Origin of the sequence: Butyricicoccus sp. AM27-36 (assembly GCF_003480945.1) — a bacterium.
GTDB lineage: Bacteria > Bacillota > Clostridia > Oscillospirales > Butyricicoccaceae > Agathobaculum > Agathobaculum butyriciproducens.
Map to the genome: position 1 here is coordinate 129220 of NZ_QUJR01000001.1, position 24489 is coordinate 153708.

A 24489-nucleotide genomic window follows, 5' to 3' on the forward strand; every position below is an offset into this window, starting at 1 on the left:
AAGATATGTACTGGAAGTTAGCAATTCAAAATATCTGCAGAAGCCTGCGGGATTATATCATTTACTTTGTGACGCTTACCTTGACTGCGGCATTGATGTACTCATTTTTGGCATTGGGCTTTTCATCAGATGTTCTTGCTATGGCAGAAAATATGTCGATGCTGACTACTGGAATTTTGCTTATGTCAGCTCTGGTTGCTTTTCTGTCCTCGTTTGTGATCGGTTATGCGATCCGCTTTATGCTGGAAGGAGTTTGCAACCTACGAACTGATTGGCATGGAAGCAAAGACAGTACGGAATTTGTTCCTTGCTGAAAACAGTATCATCGGTACAGGAGCCTTTCTGCTTGGTTCTTTGGTTGGCACAGGGCTTTCCGGTTTGCTGAATCAGGTGGTAAAAAATATCTTTGAGGTGCCGCATACCTATCAGGTTTCCTTTTCTCTCCAGGCATGGGCAGTAACATTTTTGTTTTTTGCCTTGATGTATGGTTTTGGGATGCTCCGAGCAGCAAAGATTATCCGGCATCAGAAAGTAATCGATTTGCTGTATGATAACCGCAAGAATGAAGAATACCGTTTTAAATCATGCAGTCGTAGTCTTCTGGTAGTATTGCTTTCAATAGCCGCAATGGTTGCAGGCGTGATTTTGCTTGGGCGGATGCTTCAGACACAAACCAATGAAGCATTTTTGTACCTTGGCGGAGCCTGCCTGCTCATTCTGGTGGGGGTTTACGAGCTGCATCGCCAGATTCCGCTTTTGCTGCACCGATTTGCAAAACAAAATCTGCGCCATAAGTACAAAGAAGAAAATCTGTTCTTCCTGGGGCAGATTGGGCGGCGCATCCATTCTGCTGGCCGGACAATGGCTGTGGTGGCGATTCTTTTAACCATATCTCTGGCAACCATGTTTGTGGGGCTTACCATGGGAGCAGGCTACAAAGCCAACATGAAAGCCTATTATCCCTATGATGCAGGCGTGGCGATTGATGCACCTTTGGAAAAATCCAACATGGATTCCATCGTTTCCTTTACAGAGGAGCATTGTGGAGTCGAGGATTCTGTGAGTTATTATCTGTATGCGGTTCCTGAAAAACCGATCGAAGCCTTGTCCTTGTCCGACTATAACCATTTGCGTGAAATCCTGGGGCTTTCTCCTGTTTCCATGAGCAACAACGAATTTTTGGTTCATTGCGATACATGGAACTATATGGACGGAATCCGACAGGGCTTGGCGCAGCAGCCGGAGATCACATTCAATGGTCGGACCTTGTCTGCTGCGGAAACGCCGATCCTGACGGAGCCGATGGAGCAGTATCAAATGGCCGGAACGAAGGGATATGTACTTGTTCTGCCGGATGAAGCAGCTTCACAATTCGTCGGAGAAAAAATCCGTCTGGCGATGAAACTGGAAGATGGCGGATACCCGGAATTGAAAAGCGACTTGAAGCAATTCCTGAACAGTGGGAAATGGCAGCCGGAATTGCAGTCCGGTCAACAGCTTCCGGAAAAAGTAACGATGGGTGTTACAGTAAAGGCGTGGGGCGTTGCCAATTCGCTGACGGGATTTACAGCTATTTCGTTCTGCGGATTGTATTTAAGCATTATTTTCATCATTCTATCCTGCTCGGTTCTTGCATTTGAGCAGCTTTCTGCCATAGACAAAAACCAGAAGAATTATGCAGTCATTGACCGTTTGGGTGTACCGAGCCACAGGCAGGCTTCCCTGATCCGCAGGGAACTGTCCACAGTCTTTTTGATCCCACTGCTATTCCCTCTTTTGCTGACGGTTTTACTGATCACAGGGGCACAGTTCTTTTTCGGAGAGGCAATCTTGCAGCAGGGACTTGTACCTCTTTATGGTCTGGTGACGATCCTGCTATTCTGTGCAATCTACCTGACCTATTTTGGTGCAACAATGTTCTTATTCAAACGGGTTATTCTTCGACCGGAAATGAGATAAAAATTGAATTGCTACAAAAATGAAGCAATTCCGCCTGTTTTCTTGCCGAAAAAGAAAGAGGTTAGGAGATTTCTGCAACATTTGGCCTTTATCATAGAGTAATAAATTAGAAATGCTGATACCTTACACCATGCAAAGGAGTGGATTACTATGGCAAACAAAGAAAAGCGCTTTGAAACAATCTATACACAGGGAACTTCCTTGAGTATTGTTGTAGACACCGAAACAGGTGTAAACTACCTTGTCCATGATACGGGGATTACCCCTTTGCTGGATAAAAACGGAACAGTCGTTATTACTGAAATAAACAAGTAAACTTTATATTGGTTGCAGGGTATCAGCATTCTAATTATGAATAAGGGAGGGACATATGGGAAAAATCTTTGTATTGTCGGTAACAGACCATGAAGAATATATACTTAGCAGAATTATGGAGATTATTGCAGCCGAGCCGGGATTTGACCATATTGTGTCATCTCACCCTTGTAATACTCTTGTTTTTCCGGGATTGGAGCTTCGCCTGAAGGAGAGAACTGTACACCGAAACGGCGAGTTGATTTCTATGACCCATCGGGAATTTGCGACATTGGTATACTTAGCAAACCACCCATCCTGGGTATTTTCTGCCGGGCAGATCTATGAAGAAGTGTGGGGTGAGGATGGTGAAAACTGCGGAACAGCCGTTGCCAGCGTCATTGGTCAGATCCGCAGAAAACTGACTCCGGATATGCCGAAAGCGGGTTATATCCGTACTGTTTTGGGGAGCGGATACAAATTTGAAGTTCCGCAGGGTATGGCAGAATAGAACAATCAAATATATATTAGCTGCGATATTATGAAGCAGTCCAAAGCGGGAAACCCTTATGATGGGTCTCCTGCTTTTTGTTTTCATAAAAATAGTGTGTGATTGTTGAGAATAGGCGTCATATAGGCGTAAAGGATATGTATAAAGTAAAAAGGAGGCATTACATATGCTTATTGGCGTTGATCATGGCAACAAACAAATTAAAACGGTTCATTGCAACCCCTTTGTGTCCGGTCTGAAGCAGAGTGTCACCCGTCCCTTTGGACAGAATGTACTGAGGTATCAGAATACCTACTATACGCTGTCTACTGAGCGGATTCCTTATCGGAAAGATAAAACGGAGGATGATCGCTTCTTTATCCTGACCCTATTTGCTTTGGCTGGTGAGATTGAAGCGAGGGGGGCATATTCCTCAGAGGTGCAGCGTATCCAACTGGCGGTAGGGTTGCCGCCGGCACACTTTGGCGCCCAGGTGGAGCGGTTTACACAATACTTTGGGCAGCGGGGAATGGTAGAATTTGAGGTGCAGGGCAAGCCGTACTCCATCTATATTGAAGATGTGGCCTGCTTTCCCCAGGCTTACGCAGCAGCGGCCACCATGCTTCACACGCTTGTGGAGGAGCCCAAAGCGGTAATCTTGGATATTGGCGGGTTTACTGCCGACTATCTGCTGATGAAAAACGGAGAGATTGACCTTACCTCCTGCGATTCGTTAGAAAATGGTGTGATCCTGTTGTACAATAAGGTGCGTTCCAAGGTGAATTCGGAGCTGGACCTGCTGTTGGATGAAGGAGATGTGGACGCTATCCTGATGGGGAAGAAGACCCAATATCCAGACGCAGCTATACGGCTGACAGAGCAGATGGCACAGGAATTTATCAATGATCTGTTCAGCACGCTGCGAGAGAGGATGTTGGATTTGCAATACTGCAAGGTAGTATTTGTAGGCGGTGGCGCCATTCTTTTGAAGCGACAGATCGAAACTTCGGGCAAGGTGGGAACACCATTCTTCGTACCGAAAATCAATGCAAATGCGGATGGCTATGAGTATCTGTACCGGATTGAAACAGCAGGCAGGTGATGGTATGGGCGAGAAAAAAGAACGAGGGCGGTTTACGCTGCGATTCAATGAGGGAGATCCCATACACGAGACTGCCATTGGATTACTGGAGCTGCAGAGTCCACGTACAAAAGCACAGTATGTGGCAAATGCAGTGGTCTACTATAATGAGCACTTTGGGCAAGAGCCGCAGCCGCTAAATGCTTCAATCATCAGCAAAGAAGCGGTGGTGGCTATCGTCAAAGAGATTTTGCGGCAGGAAGGTATGGGACAGGAAAAAGCAGAAGAGCAGATTCCCACAGCCAGATTGGTGGAGAAGCCTGCAGCGCCTGTGATGCTTTCGACTGCACAGGAAGTGGACGATGATCCGGAAATGGACGATAGGACACGCAGCCTGATTGCCAGTACTTTATCTGCGTTCCGCAGCCGGGGATAATCAAAAGAGGCATGGGAGCCAGTGATGCTCCTATGCCTCTTCCTGTATGGCCGCGATAAAACTGTCTAAAATATCTTCAAAATGCCTGTATTGTTTGGGTGTTAGTGTGGAAATCTTCTCCATAAGAAGGGAGGAATCTGTTTCTGTGATGACGCCTCGCAACAAATACTCGGTGCTGATGTTGAGTGCATCACAGACTTTAAGGATCGTTTCAGGTCTCATAGCCTTTTGACCCAGTTCTGCGGTGGAGATGGTCTGTGGTGTGACATGAGCCAACTCTGCCAGAGTTTCCTGGGTCATATTCAGTTGTTTCCTCCGGTCGAAGATCCGTTTGCCCATATCTTTCAGTAGATTATCCATGCGTCACCTCCATGCTATAGTTACATTTTATCCTCTATGACATGGATTATTAAGCGGTCATGGTTGATTTATCTCGTCTATGGCAAGTATAATAGACAAAGAAGTATGCTGGGAAAGGAGAACCATATGAACAGTTTTTCGTGTGTGATTACAGGCCACAGACCGACCCGTTTTAAGTTTAAATATAACGAAAAGGACAAGCGTTGTCAGCGGATCAAAAAATGTCTGCAGGAGCAGCTTATACGGCTTTATAATCAGGGAGTACGATGCTTTTGGGCTGGGGGAGCAATGGGAGCTGATATGTGGGCAGCAGAGATCCTGCTGCGAATGAAAGAACAGACAATGTATCAAGATGTGGAATTGTGTCTGGCTCTCCCTTTTGAGGGTTATGATGCAGGCTGGGATGACTGGCATCGAAAGAGGATGGGGTTTATTCGCAAATATGCTGCGAAGGTCTTAATCTTGGGTGAAATGCCATCAAGTGACAATTATAAGAAACGCAATTACTATATGGTGGAGCAGGCCAGATATATGGTGGCTGTCTATGACAATACACACAATATGCGGTCTGGAACCCAGCAGACTGTCAACTATGCAAAAAAGAAAGGACTCCAAATCATTTATATCCATCCAGATACGGCACAGGTAACGACGGAAGATGCAATTTTATGGAAAAAATAAAGGAACAGCTCCAAAACGGGAAAGAGGTGTGACCGTTTTGGAGCCTGTTTTGTCATATAATGTCGAACGATTTTCTCTTTTCTCGAAGGTGATTCCAACGCTACTCCAAAAGTTTCCGAAAACTGTCAGTTACACTGTAATTATGGCAGTAATCCCAAAAATCAATGAAAATTCGATAAGCGGAGGTGGGGGTATGAGATCAGTACGATACCCAATGAAAATCGGAAGAAGAAGGCGGTCTTTATCCTGACAATAAGGATGGAGGCCGCCTTTTGTTTTAATTTAATAGAATAGCTGGAATAGCATTTGAAAAAAGTATTATTTCACAATTTAACAATTATCAGCAGGGCGGCAGCGTTGCGCTGCCATATCGCGAAAGAAAGGGGATGATGCAGGCCGCCTGTGTGCCGTCCGCATAACTGCGGACAGGGAGTAGCGATGTTATGGAGAAAGGATTCCACAACATCGAGCAGTTCATTGCTTTCATAACTCCAGGACACACGGCTTTTCATGAACGGCTCTCAATAGGGGTATATCGTCGAGGTAGGACAAGAGAGTTTTCTCTACATAAAGATAAACCTCCACCTGCCCGGACGGCATCTATTGAACTGCTCGATGCAGAAATTCAAGGAACAGCTGGTTTTGTCCATTGGTACAAAGCTGGCTGTTTTTCTTTATCTCAGCCAGATTTGGTCCGGTGCAGGTCACCACCAGAAGTTCAGGAAATCCATCGGAATTCTTGAGACTTTTGGAGGTAAAGCCATGTGGCAACGGAACAATGGGCAGGCAGAAGATGACCTGCAATTCAGGTTTACAGCATATTTAGTTTCGGCGGTCAAACGCCGCAGAAAAGATTATTTGATCCAGCTCTATAAGCGCAACAGTATAGAGAGTGCTGTGGAAGCGGTCTATGAATCCGAACCCAGCTCAGAGGAAGTGGTCTTGGACAGATTGCCGCTTATGGATGTCATTGAGAATGGAGTGCTTCTGGAGGCGTTGCAGAAACTCAATGAACGGGAACGCCAGATATTTCTGGCTCGAACGCTGGAGGAAGAAGATTTTGAGACGCTGGGACTAAAGTTTGGGCTGTCCTATAAAGGGGCAGCGGCACTTTACTACAGGACGATTCAGAAAATCAGAAAGTGCATTGAAGGAGGTGACAAAAAATGAATTTTGAATGTCTGCTTCTCAGCGCCAAGGCTGGCAACGAGGATGCCATTACGGCAATCTTACAGATGTACCGGCCATTGCTACTCAAGTATGCCATTATTGATGGCGTACTTGATGAAGATTTATACCAGGAATTGAGCATTATTTTACTGAAGGCAATCAGCCTGTTTAGGATTTAAGTCAATGAGAAAGGCTCCGAGATCATTACGACCTCGGAGCCTTTCTTACTGACTTAAAAAGGAGAACTGTTAAATTTATACCCACTGCCCAGTACGGTGCGGATATAACCGCCCTTCGGCGTGTCTGGCGTCAGCTTGCGACGGATCTGACCGATGACGCTGGCAACTGCAGTACCGCAGTGTTCACCATCCGCATTCCACACAGCCTCATAGATCTGGCTGGCAGAAAATACCCAGCCAGGATGACGAGCCAAATAAGCGAGGACAGCAAACTCATGTTGGGTCATAGGAATAAGATTGCCACTACAGTACACAGCATGTTCTTTCAGTAAGATTTCCAAATTAGAAAAGGAAAGACTTGACTGTGGTGGAGGGGAAATATGGTCAAAATCTGGTTCATCTGCGATGGCTGCCATGACTCTATTAAAAATATGTTCTTCGTGGTCAGAAATGGACACTATCAAGAGTTTTCCCATATTGTGTGTATCCCCTCCTGCATACTTATATTTGGTGTTCGGTGATTTTTCCTTTTGTCAGCGAACATGGGTTTTCGTTGTGGTAAAATTAGGTTATTGATTTTTTTCAGAAATAGTATGATTTTCGGCTATGGATATTTCCCTATGAAGATGTATTGCCATAAATAGCGTGATTACTACGGAAATTATATCTGCAATAGGCTGGGCATATAGGATTCCATTCATGCCCCATACCATAGGAAGCAGCAAAATGACAGGAACAAAGCAGATACCTTGTCTGCATGCTCCTAAAAAGAAACCTGCCGCTCCCTTGCCCAGAGCAAGAAATAGAGAGGAGTATACCGTGTAGAAACCGAAAAAAATGAATGTAAGACCGTTCGCAAACAGAGATTTTTGACCGGTTAAAATCATTTGAACATCTCCCTCGGTAAATTGAGAGATAATCTGCGTGGAGAAAGCAGCCATCACCAAGCCTACGACTAAGCAGAAACTTGTAGACCAAATGATTGAGGTTTTGATTGCTTCGCGTAGACGATCAAATTTCTTTGCCCCATAGCTGAATCCGGCAATAGGTTGAAACCCTTTCAGAAATCCAAAGACAACAAGCGTTCCCATAGCAGTAATTCGCGTGACTGCCCCCATGCCTGCAATAACCGAATCGCCATAATCGCTGGCTGCACGGTTAATCAGGGTAATCGAAAGACTTGTAAGCAACTGGAATACCAAAGTAGGTACACCGATTTTCAAGATTTCCGCTATCATTTGCCCATTTGGAGAAAATGCTTTTAAGCTGAAAGAAAATGCACTTCTTTTTCGCAGAATATATGTAAGATAAACAAGTGTAGATACCAGCTGAGAAATCGCAGTGGCGATCGCTGCACCGGCAACCCCCATGTTGAAAGTGTAAATAAAAAGAGGGTCTAATCCGATATTCAACACAGCTCCCAACAGTAATGCACACATAGTTGTCTTTGCTGCACCTTCACTGCTTACAATATTGTTCATGGTCACATTAAACACATTGAAAACACAGGACAATATATAAATTCTTGAATATGTCAGAGCATACGGCATGATAGTTTCTGTCGCGCCTAACATAGTCAAAATTGGTTTAAGGAAGATTGTAGAGAAAAGGATGATAATAGCGCCAATCAGAAGACTACTATACAGAGCGGTACTTGCCACCTTATTGGCAGTATCCTTATCGCCTCGTCCCAAAAGTCTTGACAGGTAGGATGCAGCACCGTTGCCAAACATTAGTCCCAATCCAACTACGACTTGTCCTAACGGGAAAACGATAGAAATGGCTCCCATTTGACTCTTTCCCAGTCCGCTCACAAAATAGGCATCCACCAGATTATATAGGGCATTGATTAACATCCCAATCATAATCGGCACGCCAAGCGACATCAGAGCTTTGGGGATAGGCGCACTGCCCAAAAGCTCAAGTTTGTTGTTACGTTCACTCATTGTAAATACTCCTTTCGCTCTCTGAGAGTGTAAATTACAGTAGTATAAAATATAGTATACTGTTGCATGGATCATACTACTATAATTTATAGTAGATGTCAAGAGAAGTGAAGCAAATTGCCTTGACAAAGAGTATAAAATCTACTACTATAACTTATAGTGAATTTGACGGTATTCTTTCATGCAGAGAACATAGCGAAAGGGCGTGATCCACATGGCTACCATAGATTTGATCGTGTTGGGAATTTTGAAAAAGGAGCCAATGAGTGCCTATGATATTCAAAAGTTGGTGGAATATAGAAATATATCAAAATGGGTAAAAATCAGCACCCCATCCATTTACAAAAAAGCCATTCAGTTGGAAGAGAAAGGACTAATCAGAGGCGAAATCGTAAAGGAAGGAAAGATGCCAGAAAAAGCAATTTACTCCCTAACAGAAGCCGGAGAAGCAGAATTTGAACGTCTTATGTTTGAGATTTCCGCAAAGCCGATTAACATTTTTCTGGACTTCAACGCTGTTATTGTGAATTTGGATTCCTTGCCGCCTGAAAAACAAAAGTCGTGCATAGCAGAGATTCAGGAAAATGTTAGTATTCTAAAATCTTATCTGGAAGATAATATACGGGAAAAGGGAAACGACTCCAGTGTTCCGGCAACAGGAATGGCCGTGTTACGTCAGCAGTATGTATTGGTGGAAGCAATCCAAGCATGGATTAGTTCTTTAAATATAATCTGAAACCAGTATTCTTATAGGGATTATAGTTGACTGAGTTAGAGGGTTCATGTCTTATGAAAAATAAGAAAGGCTTCGAGAACATTGCGGTCTCGAAGCCTTTCTTGCTGCCTTAAAAGGGAGAACTGTTAAACTTATATCCACTGCCCAGTACAGTGCGGATATAACCGCCTTTTGGCGTGTCCGGCGTCAGCTTGCGACGAATCTGACTGATGACACTGGAAACGGCAGTTCCGCAGTGCTCACCATCTTTGCACCATATAGCTTCATAGATTTGATGAGCGGAAAATACCCAACCGGGATGACGGGCCAGATATGTAAGGACTGCAAATTCATGGTAAGTCAAAGTGATGAAGGTACTGTTGCAATATACAGTTTGTTCCTTCAGCCGAATTTCAAGACCAGGGAAGGAAAGTGCAGACTGCGGTGGAGATGGTGCAAGGTGGATAAACTCCGGCTCATCCGCAATAAGCTCCATAATTTTATTGATTATATGTTCTTCATGATCAGTAACGGACAGGATCACGAGTTTACCCATTTTGCTCACATCCTTTCTCACATATTATTTTTGTGATATTTTACTCCGAAGTCCTCAGCCGTTCCACCACAGTTCCCTTGTTAAAGAAGTGGAGAACAATCAGCGGAATGACCGCAGCCAGCAACAGATAAAGCACACCAATGACCATAACAGGAACCAATGTGATATTCAGGGTAAAGAACCACATAGATGGCGAGTTCAAGACATTTTTCAGCACCGTCATGGCAAGCAGCAGCGCAACCACTCCTCCAATGATGTCTGCACCAGCGGCATAGTAAACGCCTTCATAAACCATCAGCCTTTGAAGCTGGCGATTTGTCATACCGATACTCTGCATAGTCGCAAACTCATGGCGGCGGGTAATAATATTGGTGATGATCATATTTGTAAAGTTAATCAATCCCGCCAATGCCATGATACAGCCAATCAGACTACCTACAACCAAAACCATACTTGCAACAGAATTTAATTGTTCTTTCAGTAATTTTGTTGAGGTATAGGTAACAGAGGGGTTCTTTTCAACATAACTGCTCAGGAAGTCCTCCATTTGCGGATGCAGAGAAGCATCCATATTAAATCCATAGTTCAACAGGGTCGGGGTCGTGTAAATCTGTTTGAATACGGTGTCTGGTAAATACACAAAAGGCGCATCGCCGCCAATATGCATCGTAGCCGTAGTTGTTGTCGGCGTTTCGTCCTCAGTCCCAACGGTGCAGGCTTTTGCCAGAATTGTGCAGGTTTTGACTAACTCACCATCCCTGTAAAAAGAAATGCTATCACCGATCTGCAACTGCTCTGACAGGGATGTTGTTTTCGGGCCACCACTCAGTCGGTCTAACCGGTCTCCGATAATGACATATTCTCCGGTTAGCATTTTCTGTTTCAGTACATTAGGATCTGTTTCACCATCATAAATCATCATGTCAGACCAAAAATGTTCGGAAGCGCCATAGACATTTCCAAAGAAAAGATTTTCTGCATCCGGGGCAGTATTCAGCGCATAATTCCCGAAAGACTTGCTAATCCCATTTTCATATTCAAAAGTATTTGTGCAAGTAAGTCCCTCAAAGCCGTAATCCACAAGCACGTTACCGTCATCTACGGTGTTACGATAAAGATACCGTTCTTCTTCCAGACCGTCCTGCTCACGGATCATATCTACTACTTGCTGTGGAAGTGCATCTTCGTGATGTCTAAAGCCCTCCTGAACATTGACTGCAATCGAATTGTAGACGGTAAAATCTGTTTTTGTTGTGCGGGTAATCCACTTTTCTTCATCCATACTCTGTGTCACGATGATAATAGAGTTGAACAGAACGATACACAAAAGCATAGAAACAACGATGAATACACAACGGCGTCTGTTACGTCCTAAGTTAGAAAATGCCATGTGAGAGAGCTTTGCTCCACTGGTTCGTGTAACCGTTTTCTTTTTATAATCATCCTGCTCCGTATAACGAATTGCCTCCATGGGAGATACTTTTGATGCCTTTTTTGCCGGTTTGCGGGTACTGATAAACACTGTCAAAATCGTAAACAATGCGGCTATAACAAATAGCATAGGAGATGCCGATGCCTGCAAACTTGCCGTAGAATACTCATAACTGAAAATTCGCATTACTACCGGAAGCAACGCCCTGCCTGCAAAGAACCCGGCAATTAAACCGATCGGCAGACCGATCAGGGTCAGCCATACCGCCTGCCGATTGACGATGCTTTTAATTTGCCGTGTAGAAGTGCCAATCATCCGCAGTAAGCCATATTGCCGAACATCCTGCATAACGGAAATATCAAAAATATTATAAATCAGCAGATAGCCACACAATACAAACATCAAAACAAACACTACGGCAAATAAGATGGACTCCGAAGAAATCATGGCTTTTCCCATCTGGTTTTCAACAGAGAGGATAAAGTTATCAGCAGACATATCCTCTGGATTGCCGCCGATGGAGTAGACAAAGCTATCCATCTGCTCCTGAATGTTCGTCTTGTCTTTCAGCACAACTTCAGAAAAAGTAACCCCTGAGATTTCTCCATCCACTGCGTGGGTATTTTTCACCACATCCGGATTATCTTTTACAAACTGCTCTGAGAGAATCGCCACGCTGACTGTATCGTTGCTTGCTTCCCACCAACCGGAAAGCACCATATCATAATGATAGGTTTTTCCCCGCAGTTCAAATTCCAGAGGAACTTCTGCTCCAATCTCCGGTTCCACACCAAGGGCTTTCAAAGCCAGTTCGGTAGTAGCAATTTCATTCGCCTTTTCCGGCGCTGAGCCATGCGTTGGCACGCAGAATGTAAGTTCCTGCTGTATGCTGTCAGCATAGTTCAATTCAACAGAATGACCCAGGGCGTTGCTTGCATATCCAATCGTCCGCCGATGACCTGCCTGCTCCACAAAATCACTGTTTTTCAGTTGCTCAAATTGCTCCTCTGTCATATAGCCGAAGGTTCCATCTCCCTTGCTGCCTTTCTGCATCTGCATAGAGAGCTGCATGGAGGATACCATGTTAAATGCCAGTGAAGTGATGGATGTAAACAAAAATGCTGTCAGAACGATCGCAAGAATCGCCGCCAGATTACGAACCTTATTCTTCTTGAAATATTGTTTAGACAGCCGTTTGATGGTTTTTGTATTATTATTGCCAAATAGAATGTCATTCATAGTCCCGCCCCCTTTACTGTACGATTTTGCCATCCTCAATCCGAATAATACGGTCGGCGAGCTGGGCGATCTCATTGTTATGAGTAATCATTACAAGAGTTTGTTGAAATTTCTGGCTGGTTACTTTCAAAAGCCCCAGCACATCACTGCTGGTCTTGCTGTCCAGGTTGCCGGTAGGTTCGTCTGCCAGAACGATAGCGGGCTTTGACACCAATGCGCGGGCGATGGCTACACGCTGCTGCTGGCCGCCGGAGAGGTTGTTGGGCATATTGTTCAGCTTATCCTCCAGCCCCAGCATCTGCACTACTTCTTTCATAAACTTCTTGTCTACTTTGTTTCCGTCCAACTCCACAGGCAGCACGATGTTTTCGTAGACATTTAGCACCGGAACCAGATTGTAGTTCTGGAAGATGAAGCCGATCTTTCTCCTACGGAAGATAGTAAGCTGCTCATCTTTTAATGTGGAGAGTTCACGCCCATCCACAATAACCTTGCCGGAGGTAGGCACATCCAGCCCGCCAATCATGTTCAGCAGAGTGGATTTGCCGCTGCCGGAGGTTCCTACGATGGCTACAAATTCGCCCTCCTCAATGGAGAGGGTCACACCATCCAAGGCTCTGGTAATGTTCGGCTTTGCGCCATAATATTTTTTCAGTTCAGTCGTTTGCAAAATGCTCATAAAGAACACCATCCTTTCTTTTTGATAAAACCATTGTAACGACCAAACCTCACAGAAATGTCACGAGCCACAAAAAATTTTGGGTAAAATCGGCCCCAAATGTCACGAACCTGTGACATTTCAATTTTTGGGGCGTGCTTGCTCTACTTTCGGAGCAGGCAAACAGAAAAGGTTGAGCCTTTCCCAACCTCTGATACCACCCGGATATAACCGCCCTGCAAGGTCACGATCTCGCGGGCCAGATACAGGCCAATCCCAATACCGTCCACATCATGCACCGCATCTTCCCGGTAAAACCGCTTGAAAATCGTCCCTTGGTGCTGTTCTGAGATGCCAATGCCGGTGTCGGCAATGTCGATCTTCACATACATTTCCCAGCCTTCCACCGACACACGGATCTGCCCGCCTGCCGGGGTGTATTTCACAGCATTATCCAGAATGTTGAACAGGGCTTCGCTTGTCCATTTTCTATCATGGCGTGCATCCAAATGCTCCGGGCATTCCACCTGCACATCTATTTGTTTCTTTTCGGCATTGAGCAAAATCCCGCCCAGGGCAGCGGCAAGGGTATCATAAACCGGCTGCTGTTTTTGCTCCAGCGAAATGACTCCTGTTTCCAGGCGGGAGGTTTTAATCATGGCTTGCATGAGGAAGTCCAGCTTATCAAGCTGGCTGGCCTGGGCTGTCAGAAATTCCTTTTGCTTCTGCGGGGGGACCTCGTTTTCAAGCAGCGTGTTGTTGATCATCTTCAAGTTGGCAATCGGGGTCTTGACCTGATGGGAGATGTCGGAGATCAGCTCTTGCAGGTCAGCCCGTTCCTTTGCGATGCTGTTTTTATTTTCCTGCATGACTTCGTACAGCCGCCCCAGCCGATAGTTGATTTTATAGAACAGGCTTTCTTCTTCAACCGTCTGCTTGGGCTGCATATCCCCGGAGAGCATATCATCCATCTGACCACAAAAGGCATCGGAGAACCGGACCAGCTTCCGGCGGATCAGGGCCACAAAGAAGATAACGCAGAGCAGTACAAAGAGACTGAACAGGAACACACACCGGACAGCGGTTATATTCTGGGTCAGCAGATAAACAGCGGTGCAGACTGCACCAACCGCCAGCAGCAAAAGCGTTCCCAAAAGGACGCAGGCTTTGTTGATGGAGAGTTTTCGCATATTCATTTCGATGCCCCTCCGATCCACATATAGCCCATGCCGTACACCGTCTTGATGTACTGGCATCCCTCTGTTTCAATTTTGTTCCGCACCCGGCTGATGGCCGCAGTCAGGGCGTGTTCATCCACAAAGTTCCCATCGGCATCCCACAGCTTTTCAAGCAGCATCTGCCTGGTCAAAACATTCTGCGGGTTTTTGGTCAGGATTTTTAACAACCGGTATTCCAATGGAGTGAACACCAGCGGCTTACCGGACAGGGAAGCCGTCATCTCCGAGAAATTGATGGACAGCGCACCATCCTCGTAGCAATCACCGCCACCAGACTGTTTTGCCAGCCGCCCCAGCACCACGGACAGCTTTTTTTGAAAGACGCTCATAGGAAATGGCTTGGTCACATAGTCCTCTGCGCCCAGCTCATAGCCCTTGAGCATATCGCTCTCCATATCATTTGCGGTCAGGAAGATCACCGCTGTATCCGGCCGGCGCTCCTTTACCTCACGGCAGAAATCAAAGCCATTCCCGTCCGGCAGGTTTACATCCAGCACGATCAGGTCATAGTCCTGCTTGGTCAGAAAGTTGCTGGCTGCTGATTTTGTCAATGCAGAGTCCACGACATAGCCCGCAGTATCCAGGTTATAGCACAAAGTATTATTCAAAAGTCGGTCATCTTCGACTACTAAAATTCGCATTGTATCACACTCCTTCATTCTTAGTGTAGCATCCAAATGTCACAGAAACCTCACAAGAGGATTATTTTTTGTATTTTTGAAACGACGGTCTGCCGGTTTTTCCGCATCCTTGGGAATCAGCCAAATGGTAGCCATCTTTACAGCGCCGGGGATACGCCCACCGGCACACAAATAATTGATCTGACTTGGGGTAACACCCCATTTTTCCTACTTGTTTTTTCATGGAATATAAATTATGTGGATTTCTATGATTCCTCAATTATAATTTCTTCGCTCAATCAACGCAAGGAAGCAATGTCTACAACCTTATTTTATATAAAGCAAAACGCCGGACAGAGCCAACAGGCCACTGTGTCCAGCGTTTCCTATATCTTGGATTCAAATTTATACCCGCTGCCCAACACAGTGCGGATATAACCGCCTCTTGGCATATCAGGTGTCAGTTTACGCCGGATCTGGCTGATGACACTGGCAACGGCAGTACCGCAGCATTCGCCGTCTTTATCCCATACAGCCTCGTAAATTTGGCTGGCTGAGAATACCCAGCCAGGGTGACGAGCCAGATATGCAAGAACTGCAAATTCATGGTGAGTCAGAGTGACAAGTTGCCCTCTGCAGGATACTGTCTGCTCCTTTAGTCGAATCTCAAGATCGGGGAAGGAGAGACTGGCAGCAGAGAGCGGGAGAGCAATACGGTCAAGCTCTGGTTCGTCTATGATTGCTGCCATGATTCTATTAAAGATGTGTTCTTCGCAGTCGGAAACCGACAGTACCAGGAGTTTTCCCATATCGCTCACCTCCTTTATCCGGCTACAACATCTGCTTTTTTCAGATGATGGGTAGCCAAAACCGCAAATAATACCGTATAGACAAGAACCATAGGTACCAAAGTCGTTATGCTGTCAATGGGCAATGCTTCGTCCTGTGACGATAGGCCGAGAATGATTTGCGAATAAGGGAATATTTCGCTTAAACCCGCAATATGGAAAGCCAGACCGCCAACACTAAGGCAAACCGCCAAACCTACCGGCACCGCAAAGCTCCTGATCCGCATGGACAAGTAAAGCTGAACAGCACCAACGCTCAAAGCTGAAAACCAGCCCATAAACAGCCACCATAGCATATTGATAGGGATGGGCTGTTCAAACCGAAACACAACCTTTCCCACGATAATGATAAACACCATCAAAAGAACTTGTGCGGCCAGAATAGATTTTGTCAGCACAACCAGCTTCGCAATGAAAATGGTTGACCGGGAAACCGGCGTTGTCATAAGGCTGTTCCAGTTGTGATTTGTGTGTTCCAGCCGCCACAAATAGGACGCACAAATGGCAATCAGGATTGGAAAGAAAAAATACCCATAGAACAGCCCTGTTTGAAGCCAAAGCTGCTGCCATACTGCGCCGTCGTACAAATTGGCCGAAGCATTGATGCCATAAATGATTGCACCAATGGCGGCGGTCAAAAGTGGCAGAATGAGAACTGCTACCCACATATGAGAATGGCGGCTTTTCAGATTTTCCGCCCGAATTGCATTGATAAGCATTACAATCCCTCCTTTAATATTCGTATTTTTGAAACTTCTTCTCAAACAGGACAAAGGCAATCAATCCAACAATAAAGAGAATCGTAAGCGGAAGAAAGTCAATATTCCGAACGACAAGTTCACTGGATTGCAAATTGCCGGAAGAAGTGTCCTGCCCCAGCACCATCATTTCTGCGTAATTTCCCCAAATGAGGATATTGCGGATGCCTGTGGGGAGCAAAGTAGAAATAAAGCCAATCAACGCGCCAATCATACCAATAGACATCGGGACAAGCTGGTTCGCAAAAACAAGAGAGAAAAACACCTGAATAGTTACAACCACAAATGTAACCATTACTGTCCCCAAAACAAATTCCCACAGCGTTTTTACCGGCAGCGGCTCAACAATCCCCACAGCATTACCGTAGGCGACAATCACAAGAGCCTGAATGAGAATTGCCGCCAGCATGAGAACGGCTACTACGGTAAACTTGCAGAACCAAATTGCCTTGCGGTTTTCATTGTTGCACTCCAACAGCTTCCATGTATTTCCCCGGTGTTCCATATCGCAAATGCGGCTGGCAATAACCGCTGCCAGAATGGGAAGAAAAAGCCCATTCATAGTAGCTGGCCCAACGATCAAATCCTCCCATGCCGGTGCATTGGGGTCGGAAATCATACCGAGGAAATTTTCATTGTTTCCATAGTTGGAAAATACAAAGAGCAATTCCACACCGAGGATCAGCACAAAGGTCAGAAAAACCTTTCTGCGTTTCAGTTTGTATAATTCAAGGCACAGGTATTTCATCACAGTGTCAGCTCCTTTCCTGTCAGGTTGAGGAAAATATCTTCCAGACTTTCCCGGTGTTCCTCAACACGATAAACAGAGATACCATTGGAACACAGGCATTGCACAACAGCGCCGGTCTGTTCGTCAGTCAGCGCACCGATCTGCAAACCATCCGTTGTACGCTGTGGGTTGGCCTTTTTAAGAAGCTGGAAAGCGTGGTTGTTATCGCTGGTTCTCAATATAATCTGTGGCTCCCGCTGCATATCCAGAACTGACATCCTTTCCTGAAAAATCAGGCAGCCCTGATTGATAATGCCGACAACAGTAGCCATCTGATCGATCTCACTTAAAATGTGGCTGGAAATCATCACTGTCATGCCATACTGTTTCGGCAGCATCTTAATGAGTTCCCGCATTTCTTCGATGCCTGCGGGGTCAAGCCCGTTGGTCGGTTCATCCAAAATCAGAAGTTTCGGGAACCGGGCCAGTGCCATTGCAATGCCGAGCCGTTGCTTCATACCGAGAGAATAGTTTTTGACTTTCTTCTCCATCTGGTTTTCCATACGGACAATATGCACCGCTTCTTCAATGTTCTTTTTGGGCAAGTCAAGCAGCCTGCGAATGATCTCCATATTCTCGCGGCCAGTCAAATGTCCATAGTAGGACGGGGATTCAATCAGGGAACCAACGGACGCGAGAATATCACGGAGGTTCTTTTCGTTGAACGGTTTTCCCATAATTTCAATGGTTCCGCTGGTGGGTTTGACAAGTCCGAGCAGCATTTTCATGGTGGTGGACTTGCCTGCCCCATTCGGGCCGAGAAAGCCGTAAATGTCGCCCTCTTTAATCCGAATATCTAATTCCTGAACACGGTAAACACCGTCATATTCTTTTGACAAATTATCTGTTGCTACAATCATTTTTTCTTGCTCCTTTCCTAAGCTGCTTATATCATATAGCCCCCACCTTGCATTGCATTGGAGAGAACCTTGATTTTACCTTGATTTTCACGATCAAAGCTGCAAATATGAAAAGATATGGTATAATACATAAGGAAAGGAGTGAGCCGATGGGTACAATCAAGGACAAAATTATTTTGCTGGTTGATGATGAACCGGCAATTTTACAGATGTGCCAATCCATTCTGAAAGAGAATGGTTTTGAAAATATAGTAACCGCCAATACCGCCCTGAGCGCATTGGAAAGAATGAGTGCAAAGCCGGATATGGCTGTTTTGGATGTTATGCTACCGGATATGGACGGCTTTATGTTGGCAAAGACAATCCGAGAACAGAACCCGATCCCTATTCTTTTTTTGACGGCAAAAGGAGAAATCGACGATAAATCAAAAGGTTTTGAGGCCGGTGCGGATGATTACATGGTAAAACCATTTATCGCGCAGGAATTTGTATGGCGCATTACGGCCATTCTGCGGCGAACCTATAAAGAAAGTGAGGAAAGCAGCTTCTTACTGGATGCCTGCAAAGTGGACTTAGAACAGGCAGAAGTCTATCGTGAGGGACAGGAACCAGTTTCCCTGACCGCAAAAGAAGTGGAGATATTGAAAAAACTGTATGCAAATGCGGGCCGCATTGTAACTTTGGGTGCGCTTTGCCAAACGGTTTGCGGGGATATTTATATAGGCTATGAGAAAACACTTATGTCGCACATTCGCCATATCCGGGAAAAGATTGAGGAAAAACCATCTTCGCCGGTTTCGCTGGTAACGGTAAAAGGCATTGGATATAAGTTGATCTTAAAGGACAAGTCAAGGTGAGCCTATGAATAATATTCAACGATTTTTTAAGCGGTATGTTCATTCCAGTGTGAAGCTGTTCTGCTTCTTTATCCTGATAAACATTGTCCTTTTTGTTGTGCTGGCTGTGGTGTCAAGCAGTCGGGGCAGCCATAGCCCAACGCAACTATTAGAGCAGGTTTCCGCAGACTTGCAGCAAAGTGAAGAAAGCTACCGTCTTTCAGAAAATACGGCTATCCAAATGACGAAGGAAAACGCATGGTGTATGCTGATAAGCAATGACACCGGCGATGTGGTCTGGAATTACAAAATACCGTCCGAATTACCTCTGCACTATACACCGGGCGATATTGCAGAAATGACAAGGTGGTACTTAGAGGATTATCCAGTATTCGTGTCAAATCAATCTTATGGTCTGCTGGTTGTCGGCTACCCGCAGGATAGTTTTTGGAAACTGTCTGCTTACAAAACTTCTGACAGCATTAAAATAGACATATTTGGATTGGTTACTTTATTTTTGTTCAATATCATCATTGTGCTGATCCTGTTCATTCACAATAACCGCAAGATTGAAAAATCCATTAAGCCGATCCTCACCGGCATAGAAGAAATTTCATCTGGGAAGAAAACACAGTTAGTTGAACGGGGGGAATTGGCGGAAATCAACGCAAAGCTGAATAAGGTCGCCAAAACCCTGCAACGCAGGGACAGGGCAAGGGCAAACTGGATCAGCGGTATTTCACATGACATCCGCACACCTCTATCAATGGTGCTTGGCTATTCCAGCAGCTTAGAGGAAAGCCGGGATTTGAACACAGAACAGAAAGAAAAGATTGTGGCAATCCGCCAGCAGGCTACCAAAATTAAGCAGCTCATTGAGGATTTGAATTTGACTTCAAAACTGGAATATGATATGCAGCCATTACGAACTGAGAAAATTTCCCCGGTAGAATTGGCCCGGCAAGTGGTATGTGATTTTCTGGATAGTGGGCTTGATGAAAGCTTCTCTATTGATTTTCAATCGGATGAAGAAAGCGAGCTACACTATATGCTGGGTGATGAAGCGCTCTTAAAGCGGGCGATTACAAATCTTCTTCAAAATAGCATCGGCCACAATCCAAACGGCTGTGCAATAACAATCTCGGTTGACTGTACGGATGGACATACAGAAATTATTGTCGCGGATAATGGCGTGGGGGTATCTACCGATAAGTTGCAAGAATTGAATACCAAAACGCACTATCTTGAAAGCACAGATGAAAAACTAAACCTTCGTCATGGACTTGGTGTACTGTTGGTACGGCAAATTGTAGAGGCACATAATGGTACTATGAAAATTGAAAGCATGCCGAACTGCGGATATAAAACGACTCTTATTTTTTTCCATTAGTATAAAAAGAGGCTTCAGGATACAGAAAACCTCTTTTTGTTTATGAATTTAGGGCTATAAAAGTTCACCACTCCTGAGCTGCAAATGCGAGAAGCTAAGGAAAAAAGAACGCCGGACAGATCCAGTAGGTCATCATGTCCGGCATTTCCTATATCACGGATTCAAATTTATATCCACTGCCCAGTACAGTGCGGATATAGCCACCCTTTGGTGTATCCGGCGTCAACTTGCGCCGGATCTGACTGATGATACTGGCAACGGCAGTGCCGCAGCGTTCACCGTCTCTATCCCATACGGCCTCATAAATCTGGCTGGCTGAGAATACCCAGCCAGGATGACGAGCCAGATATGTAAGGACAGCAAACTCATGGTGAGTCAGAGTAACAAGTTGACCGCTGCAGGACACTGTCTGCTCCTTCAGCCGGATTTCCAGATTTGTAAAAGAAAGAATGTTGCAAGGGAGAGGAGGCGCAATATGGTTAAGCTCCGGCTCGTTTGCGATAGTTTCCATAATTTTATTGAGTATATGTTCTTCGTGGTCAGTGACGGATAATATTAAAATTTTGCCCATATTGTTCGCCTCCTTTGCTTGGGGTAAATGCGGAAAACTGCTGCGCCAGTGGCCGCCAACAGTACCAGAATCAGCACAGCAAATAGACAAAAGCTCCTTTATCCACCTGCTTTCACTGATAAGGTCATTCTAAAACCTAAATGTCCACAAAATATTAGAAAGTTCGGACAGTTCAAAAAATAGTGTTCTACTCAACCGTTTCAATGGAATCTACAATACTCATTTTTGAAATTTTCCGCAGAGGAATTGCTGTTGCCAGCAAGCAAGCCCCTACTGCCAAGAGGGTTGCTTCAAGAATGGGTATGACAGGAATTGCAACAAGCTGGAGGGTGTCGCTCGTGGCCGCCTCAATGAAAATCGTACAAACATATCCCAGCACGCTTCCAATCACAGAGGCAATAATCCCGTAATATGCACCTTCCCAAAGAAAAGTTTTATAGAGGCTACCGGCGCTCATTCCAATGGCCCGTTGCATACCGATTTCTGTTACTCTGGTGTGAATATTTGTGTAAACGGTATTGATGATGTTAAGAATGCCGATTAGGCCAACAAAAAGAATCAGTCCCCATGCCAGCATTTGAATCTGTGCAAAACTCTCTTTTAGTTGCTGGTCGGTTTCTTCATATGACAAGAATGTTGTCCCCGGTGTTTTATTACAAAACGCCTCGATAAATGTATCAAAGTTTTCCCTGTCTGCGCCCTCATTCAGCGTGGGCAAAAACTCTGAATAGGTATCTTTTCCCGTCAGGCGTTCATAGATAGCGTCATCAACGATTACCTGGACACCATTTGTGAAACCGCCATTGCCAATACCAAGATAACCGTCATAACCATCTAAGGTTTTCAAAACATCCAGCTCCGTTTCCGCAACACAGATGCTTTCTCCAGCCTCTATGTTTGTAAATTCAAGAACATCTTCGCCGTAGCTCATTGGAATAGGATTCCTTACGATACAGGCGTTCCCTGATTTCAGTTGTCCGAGCTGTTCTTCTGATAATTGATCTCCCATGAAATAATCCCAATATTCATCGTTCAATCCGACAACCTGAAAAGTTTCGCCGGGTTTTAGTTGAAATTCAAGACTGATTCCATCGAGCTGCCCATTTTCATTTTGTTCGTAAAGCGAAAACTGTATAGCAGCTACGCTCTGTACTGCTTTATTTTTCTTTAAGGTATTCAGATCGTCTGCGGTAAATCCAACACTTTCATTTGTGATCTGATAATCTCCTAAATGGTTATCTTGCAGGGCACTTGCAGCGTTCAGTAAAGAGGAAAAATCTTGCAGTGCAATAAAAACCGTGATACTCATAACAAGGGACAAAATTGTAATTGCAGTACGGCCTTTATTTCTCTTTAAGTTCAGACGGGCATAGTATGCTTCAAAATTATGGATTTTCTTTGTTTTACGCTTTCTGCGTCGAATTTTCAGATTTGTTCCAGACATCGCCATAATAGGGGATACCCTTGCGGCTGATCTGGCTGCTGGTAATGCTGCAAACAACGCAAACGCCAAAGTGATTGCTCCGCTTAATATCAGTAAGGTTCCATTCAAAGAACTGTTTTCTGCTATTAGGGTTTTCAATTCGGAAGAATCCTGAACCAAGAACAATTCAGGAGAAACCAGGCCGGTAGCTGCCTCTAAAATCCCTCTGGCACTCAAAAAGCCAAGAAGCATACCAATAGGAATCCCAATCAGACACAATAGGGTTACTTCAATTACAATGATCTGATAAAGTTGTCCTTTTTCGCTTCCAATAGCCCGAAGTGTTCCATATCCCTTTATTCGTTTTGAGACAGATATTTTCAGAATGTTGTAAATCACAAGGCCAGCAGCCAGCAAAATTAAACTGCCCACTAATATCCCTGCGACTGTCATAAAAGAGAATCCCTTATCATTGGCATCCTCGGAATTTGCAGTATAGAAAATTCCCAAAGCGTTCAAATATACAATATTGTAGCTGGTATCAAGCTCATGGATGTTCAATTCCATGTTGATGTCATTGACGACTGCTTGAAAACTCTTTTTATCGGCAGTCCGAATATCTACATTGTAATAAACATAAGATTCTGGCAAAAGTTGTTCGGCAGTTCCTTCTCCTACAACTCCCGTAACAGTGCCGCTTGTATATCCTAAGTAGTTATTTTTCAATATCCCTGTAAGGACAAATTCCGCTGTGTAGGAATAGCTGTCCGCAATGTTGTGGCGAAGATTTTTTTGCAGTGAAAGTGTAATCTTATCTCCAATATCACCCTCAAAGCCAAGGTATTTCAGAATATCTTCAGAAAGCGCTATTTCCATCGAGGCTTCCGGCAGGCGACCTTCCTCTATACTGGTACTTGATGGGTAGATAGCGGCAGTATCATCCAAATACTCCATCAAACCAAGGGTAAGAGATGGGGAGAGTTCTAAACTTCCCATATAAATAGATTTGCCTACATAGGAAAGACGCTCATCCTGTTCCAGTGCATGAAGCTGCTCTGCATTCATCTGCAAAAAAGTGGCATATCGGTTTCCTCCGACAGCGATGGCCTGCTGTTCCCGCATTGCACTAAGTACGCCAATGGATTGTCCCACAATAGTTGTCATCATAGTAGACAGCACAACGGCAATCAAAATAAGAATAGAAGTGACTTTTTGGGATAGCAGTTCTTTTAATGCTAATGTACGATAAGATTTCATTTCGCTGTCACCTCCGCAAGCAAACCATCTACGATCTGAAACTGGCGGTCTGCCATTCGCGCAATACGGCTGTCATGGGTAATGACAACGAGAGCTTTACCCATCTTTTTCCATACATTTTGAAGCAGTTCCATGACTTCGCCGCCGCTTTTGCTGTCCAGATTTCCCGTAGGCTCATCAGCAAAAATCACATCTGGTTTTGCAATCAAAGCGCGGGCAATGGCTACACGCTGCTGCTGGCCGCCGGATAACTCATGGGGCAGATGTTCCAAGCGCCCCTGAATGCCAAGCAGTTCTGTAAGCTGCTTCAGGTATGCTTCATCCGGTTTTTGTTTATCCAGCAAAAGAGGCATGATAATATTTTCTTTCGCCGTCAGAACCGGAAGCAGATTAAATTGTTGAAAAATAAATCCGATCCGTTTCCGGCGGAATGCCGACAACTCCTTATCGCTGTAACTGTAAATATCTTTACCATCGTAGGTCAGCGAACCGGAAGATGGCTTATCCAAGCCGGAAAGCAAATGAAGCAGGGTACTTTTTCCGCTTCCAGATGGTCCCATAATAGAAATAAAATCGCTGGATACAATTTCGAGATTCGCATGATCCAAAGCCACCACTCGGTTTTCACCATCACCATAAATCTTTGATAAATTCTTTGCCTCAATATTCATAAAAAACACTCTCCTTATTTGTGGTATAAGG

At 44.9% G+C, this 24489-nt stretch carries 27 protein-coding genes; 12 read left to right on the forward strand and 15 right to left on the reverse strand.

The window, feature by feature from the left end; translation table 11 throughout:
* The first annotated feature begins 5 nt into the window (after positions 1 to 5).
* From DW724_RS15910 to DW724_RS00570, 6 genes are all read left to right on the forward strand, one after another.
* Entirely contained in the window at positions 6 to 314 is a 309-nt protein-coding gene (locus tag DW724_RS15910; protein ID WP_227595903.1) for a hypothetical protein, read from the forward strand.
* Entirely contained in the window at positions 277 to 1959 is a 1683-nt protein-coding gene (locus tag DW724_RS00550; RefSeq protein ID WP_243102642.1) for an FtsX-like permease family protein, read from the forward strand. The genes DW724_RS15910 and DW724_RS00550 overlap by 38 nt, the downstream gene beginning before the upstream one ends.
* A 150-nt stretch (positions 1960 to 2109) precedes the next feature.
* Complete coding sequence (locus tag DW724_RS00555) at positions 2110 to 2274, forward strand: DUF6440 family protein (protein ID WP_117497604.1); 165 nt, start codon at positions 2110 to 2112, stop codon at positions 2272 to 2274.
* A gap of 55 nt (positions 2275 to 2329) precedes the next feature.
* Entirely contained in the window at positions 2330 to 2764 is a 435-nt protein-coding gene (locus DW724_RS00560; RefSeq protein WP_029465871.1) for a winged helix-turn-helix domain-containing protein, read from the forward strand.
* A gap of 166 nt (positions 2765 to 2930) precedes the next feature.
* Entirely contained in the window at positions 2931 to 3845 is a 915-nt protein-coding gene (locus DW724_RS00565; RefSeq protein WP_118638070.1) for a ParM/StbA family protein, read from the forward strand.
* 4 nt (positions 3846 to 3849) lie between these two features.
* Positions 3850 to 4260, forward strand: coding sequence for a hypothetical protein (locus tag DW724_RS00570; RefSeq protein ID WP_118638068.1), 411 nt, complete (start codon positions 3850 to 3852; stop codon positions 4258 to 4260).
* 30 nt (positions 4261 to 4290) lie between these two features.
* Here the strand turns inward: DW724_RS00570 and DW724_RS00575 are convergent, their stop codons facing one another.
* Positions 4291 to 4620: a helix-turn-helix domain-containing protein gene (locus DW724_RS00575; protein ID WP_118638066.1), complete on the reverse strand. Its 330-nt coding sequence runs from the start codon at positions 4618 to 4620 to the stop codon at positions 4291 to 4293.
* A gap of 126 nt (positions 4621 to 4746) precedes the next feature.
* Between DW724_RS00575 and DW724_RS00580 the strand changes: the two genes are divergently transcribed.
* The 3 genes from DW724_RS00580 (at position 4747) to DW724_RS00590 (ending at position 6650) form a co-directional block, all read left to right on the forward strand.
* Positions 4747 to 5301: an SLOG family protein gene (locus DW724_RS00580; RefSeq protein ID WP_243105659.1), complete on the forward strand. Its 555-nt coding sequence runs from the start codon at positions 4747 to 4749 to the stop codon at positions 5299 to 5301.
* Positions 5302 to 5904: 603 nt separating this feature from the next.
* Positions 5905 to 6471, forward strand: coding sequence for a sigma-70 family RNA polymerase sigma factor (locus DW724_RS00585; protein ID WP_243105660.1), 567 nt, complete (start codon positions 5905 to 5907; stop codon positions 6469 to 6471).
* Complete coding sequence (locus tag DW724_RS00590) at positions 6468 to 6650, forward strand: helix-turn-helix domain-containing protein (RefSeq protein WP_003501974.1); 183 nt, start codon at positions 6468 to 6470, stop codon at positions 6648 to 6650. The genes DW724_RS00585 and DW724_RS00590 overlap by 4 nt, the downstream gene beginning before the upstream one ends.
* 53 nt (positions 6651 to 6703) lie before the next feature.
* Here DW724_RS00590 and DW724_RS00595 read toward each other — a convergent pair whose 3' ends face one another.
* Together DW724_RS00595 and DW724_RS00600 are read right to left on the reverse strand one after the other, a co-directional pair.
* The gene (locus DW724_RS00595; protein WP_118760325.1) at positions 6704 to 7126 is read right to left on the reverse strand and encodes a winged helix-turn-helix domain-containing protein; all 423 of its coding nucleotides are present in this window, start codon (positions 7124 to 7126) and stop codon (positions 6704 to 6706) included.
* Positions 7127 to 7219: 93 nt separating this feature from the next.
* A complete protein-coding gene (locus tag DW724_RS00600; RefSeq protein WP_118760326.1) occupies positions 7220 to 8596 on the reverse strand; it encodes an MATE family efflux transporter in 1377 nt (458 codons plus the stop codon).
* Positions 8597 to 8810: 214 nt separating this feature from the next.
* Between DW724_RS00600 and DW724_RS00605 the strand changes: the two genes are divergently transcribed.
* Positions 8811 to 9332, forward strand: a complete 522-nt coding sequence (locus DW724_RS00605) for a PadR family transcriptional regulator (protein WP_118760327.1) — start codon at positions 8811 to 8813, stop codon at positions 9330 to 9332.
* Between the two features lie 109 nt (positions 9333 to 9441).
* On the opposite strand, the gene DW724_RS00610 is transcribed toward DW724_RS00605, so the two are convergent.
* The 9 genes from DW724_RS00610 to DW724_RS00650 form a co-directional block, all read right to left on the reverse strand.
* The gene (locus DW724_RS00610; RefSeq protein WP_118760328.1) at positions 9442 to 9867 is read right to left on the reverse strand and encodes a winged helix-turn-helix domain-containing protein; all 426 of its coding nucleotides are present in this window, start codon (positions 9865 to 9867) and stop codon (positions 9442 to 9444) included.
* A 40-nt stretch (positions 9868 to 9907) separates the two neighbouring features.
* The gene (locus DW724_RS00615) at positions 9908 to 12538 is read right to left on the reverse strand and encodes an ABC transporter permease (protein ID WP_118760329.1); all 2631 of its coding nucleotides are present in this window, start codon (positions 12536 to 12538) and stop codon (positions 9908 to 9910) included.
* A 13-nt stretch (positions 12539 to 12551) separates the two neighbouring features.
* Positions 12552 to 13217 carry an ABC transporter ATP-binding protein gene (locus DW724_RS00620; RefSeq protein WP_118760330.1) on the reverse strand — a complete coding sequence of 222 codons (666 nt, stop codon included), beginning with the start codon at positions 13215 to 13217 and terminating at the stop codon, positions 12552 to 12554.
* A gap of 143 nt (positions 13218 to 13360) precedes the next feature.
* Positions 13361 to 14392: a sensor histidine kinase gene (locus DW724_RS00625; protein WP_118760331.1), complete on the reverse strand. Its 1032-nt coding sequence runs from the start codon at positions 14390 to 14392 to the stop codon at positions 13361 to 13363.
* Positions 14389 to 15075, reverse strand: a complete 687-nt coding sequence (locus DW724_RS00630) for a response regulator transcription factor (protein WP_118760332.1) — start codon at positions 15073 to 15075, stop codon at positions 14389 to 14391. Before DW724_RS00630 ends, DW724_RS00625 begins: the two co-directional genes overlap by 4 nt.
* 365 nt (positions 15076 to 15440) lie before the next feature.
* The gene (locus tag DW724_RS00635; RefSeq protein WP_118760333.1) at positions 15441 to 15863 is read right to left on the reverse strand and encodes a winged helix-turn-helix domain-containing protein; all 423 of its coding nucleotides are present in this window, start codon (positions 15861 to 15863) and stop codon (positions 15441 to 15443) included.
* Positions 15864 to 15877: 14 nt separating this feature from the next.
* Positions 15878 to 16621, reverse strand: coding sequence for an ABC transporter permease (locus tag DW724_RS00640; RefSeq protein ID WP_118760334.1), 744 nt, complete (start codon positions 16619 to 16621; stop codon positions 15878 to 15880).
* 13 nt (positions 16622 to 16634) lie between these two features.
* Positions 16635 to 17408: an ABC transporter permease gene (locus DW724_RS00645; RefSeq protein WP_055221066.1), complete on the reverse strand. Its 774-nt coding sequence runs from the start codon at positions 17406 to 17408 to the stop codon at positions 16635 to 16637.
* Positions 17408 to 18310, reverse strand: coding sequence for an ATP-binding cassette domain-containing protein (locus tag DW724_RS00650; protein WP_118760335.1), 903 nt, complete (start codon positions 18308 to 18310; stop codon positions 17408 to 17410). Before DW724_RS00650 ends, DW724_RS00645 begins: the two co-directional genes overlap by 1 nt.
* A gap of 149 nt (positions 18311 to 18459) precedes the next feature.
* On the opposite strand from DW724_RS00650, the gene DW724_RS00655 reads away from it, so the two are divergent.
* Positions 18460 to 19167: a response regulator transcription factor gene (locus tag DW724_RS00655; protein WP_055221070.1), complete on the forward strand. Its 708-nt coding sequence runs from the start codon at positions 18460 to 18462 to the stop codon at positions 19165 to 19167.
* A gap of 4 nt (positions 19168 to 19171) precedes the next feature.
* Positions 19172 to 20536, forward strand: a complete 1365-nt coding sequence (locus DW724_RS00660) for a sensor histidine kinase (protein WP_118760336.1) — start codon at positions 19172 to 19174, stop codon at positions 20534 to 20536.
* Between the two features lie 148 nt (positions 20537 to 20684).
* On the opposite strand, the gene DW724_RS00665 is transcribed toward DW724_RS00660, so the two are convergent.
* The 3 genes from DW724_RS00665 to DW724_RS00675 all read right to left on the reverse strand — a co-directional run bounded on the left by DW724_RS00665 (position 20685) and on the right by DW724_RS00675 (position 24458).
* Positions 20685 to 21107, reverse strand: a complete 423-nt coding sequence (locus tag DW724_RS00665) for a winged helix-turn-helix domain-containing protein (protein WP_118501999.1) — start codon at positions 21105 to 21107, stop codon at positions 20685 to 20687.
* A gap of 187 nt (positions 21108 to 21294) precedes the next feature.
* Positions 21295 to 23787 carry an ABC transporter permease gene (locus DW724_RS00670; protein WP_118760337.1) on the reverse strand — a complete coding sequence of 831 codons (2493 nt, stop codon included), beginning with the start codon at positions 23785 to 23787 and terminating at the stop codon, positions 21295 to 21297.
* A complete protein-coding gene (locus DW724_RS00675; RefSeq protein ID WP_097770114.1) occupies positions 23784 to 24458 on the reverse strand; it encodes an ABC transporter ATP-binding protein in 675 nt (224 codons plus the stop codon). Before DW724_RS00675 ends, DW724_RS00670 begins: the two co-directional genes overlap by 4 nt.
* Positions 24459 to 24489 lie beyond the last annotated feature (31 nt).

Excerpts from the sequence above, each read along its gene's own strand:
- DW724_RS15910 (WP_227595903.1), top strand. The coding sequence starts at position 6 with ATGTACTGGAAGTTAGCAATTCAAAATATCTGCAGAAGCCTGCGGGAT.
- DW724_RS00550 (WP_243102642.1), top strand. The coding sequence starts at position 277 with ATGGAAGCAAAGACAGTACGGAATTTGTTCCTTGCTGAAAACAGTATC.
- DW724_RS00555 (WP_117497604.1), top strand. The coding sequence starts at position 2,110 with ATGGCAAACAAAGAAAAGCGCTTTGAAACAATCTATACACAGGGAACT.
- DW724_RS00560 (WP_029465871.1), top strand. The coding sequence starts at position 2,330 with ATGGGAAAAATCTTTGTATTGTCGGTAACAGACCATGAAGAATATATA.
- DW724_RS00565 (WP_118638070.1), top strand. The coding sequence starts at position 2,931 with ATGCTTATTGGCGTTGATCATGGCAACAAACAAATTAAAACGGTTCAT.
- DW724_RS00570 (WP_118638068.1), top strand. The coding sequence starts at position 3,850 with ATGGGCGAGAAAAAAGAACGAGGGCGGTTTACGCTGCGATTCAATGAG.
- DW724_RS00575 (WP_118638066.1), bottom strand. The coding sequence starts at position 4,620 with ATGGATAATCTACTGAAAGATATGGGCAAACGGATCTTCGACCGGAGG.
- DW724_RS00580 (WP_243105659.1), top strand. The coding sequence starts at position 4,747 with ATGAACAGTTTTTCGTGTGTGATTACAGGCCACAGACCGACCCGTTTT.
- DW724_RS00590 (WP_003501974.1), top strand. The coding sequence starts at position 6,468 with ATGAATTTTGAATGTCTGCTTCTCAGCGCCAAGGCTGGCAACGAGGAT.
- DW724_RS00595 (WP_118760325.1), bottom strand. The coding sequence starts at position 7,126 with ATGGGAAAACTCTTGATAGTGTCCATTTCTGACCACGAAGAACATATT.
- DW724_RS00600 (WP_118760326.1), bottom strand. The coding sequence starts at position 8,596 with ATGAGTGAACGTAACAACAAACTTGAGCTTTTGGGCAGTGCGCCTATC.
- DW724_RS00605 (WP_118760327.1), top strand. The coding sequence starts at position 8,811 with ATGGCTACCATAGATTTGATCGTGTTGGGAATTTTGAAAAAGGAGCCA.
- DW724_RS00610 (WP_118760328.1), bottom strand. The coding sequence starts at position 9,867 with ATGGGTAAACTCGTGATCCTGTCCGTTACTGATCATGAAGAACATATA.
- DW724_RS00615 (WP_118760329.1), bottom strand. The coding sequence starts at position 12,538 with ATGAATGACATTCTATTTGGCAATAATAATACAAAAACCATCAAACGG.
- DW724_RS00620 (WP_118760330.1), bottom strand. The coding sequence starts at position 13,217 with ATGAGCATTTTGCAAACGACTGAACTGAAAAAATATTATGGCGCAAAG.
- DW724_RS00625 (WP_118760331.1), bottom strand. The coding sequence starts at position 14,392 with ATGAATATGCGAAAACTCTCCATCAACAAAGCCTGCGTCCTTTTGGGA.
- DW724_RS00630 (WP_118760332.1), bottom strand. The coding sequence starts at position 15,075 with ATGCGAATTTTAGTAGTCGAAGATGACCGACTTTTGAATAATACTTTG.
- DW724_RS00635 (WP_118760333.1), bottom strand. The coding sequence starts at position 15,863 with ATGGGAAAACTCCTGGTACTGTCGGTTTCCGACTGCGAAGAACACATC.
- DW724_RS00640 (WP_118760334.1), bottom strand. The coding sequence starts at position 16,621 with ATGCTTATCAATGCAATTCGGGCGGAAAATCTGAAAAGCCGCCATTCT.
- DW724_RS00645 (WP_055221066.1), bottom strand. The coding sequence starts at position 17,408 with ATGAAATACCTGTGCCTTGAATTATACAAACTGAAACGCAGAAAGGTT.
- DW724_RS00650 (WP_118760335.1), bottom strand. The coding sequence starts at position 18,310 with ATGATTGTAGCAACAGATAATTTGTCAAAAGAATATGACGGTGTTTAC.
- DW724_RS00655 (WP_055221070.1), top strand. The coding sequence starts at position 18,460 with ATGGGTACAATCAAGGACAAAATTATTTTGCTGGTTGATGATGAACCG.
- DW724_RS00660 (WP_118760336.1), top strand. The coding sequence starts at position 19,172 with ATGAATAATATTCAACGATTTTTTAAGCGGTATGTTCATTCCAGTGTG.
- DW724_RS00665 (WP_118501999.1), bottom strand. The coding sequence starts at position 21,107 with ATGGGCAAAATTTTAATATTATCCGTCACTGACCACGAAGAACATATA.
- DW724_RS00670 (WP_118760337.1), bottom strand. The coding sequence starts at position 23,787 with ATGAAATCTTATCGTACATTAGCATTAAAAGAACTGCTATCCCAAAAA.
- DW724_RS00675 (WP_097770114.1), bottom strand. The coding sequence starts at position 24,458 with ATGAATATTGAGGCAAAGAATTTATCAAAGATTTATGGTGATGGTGAA.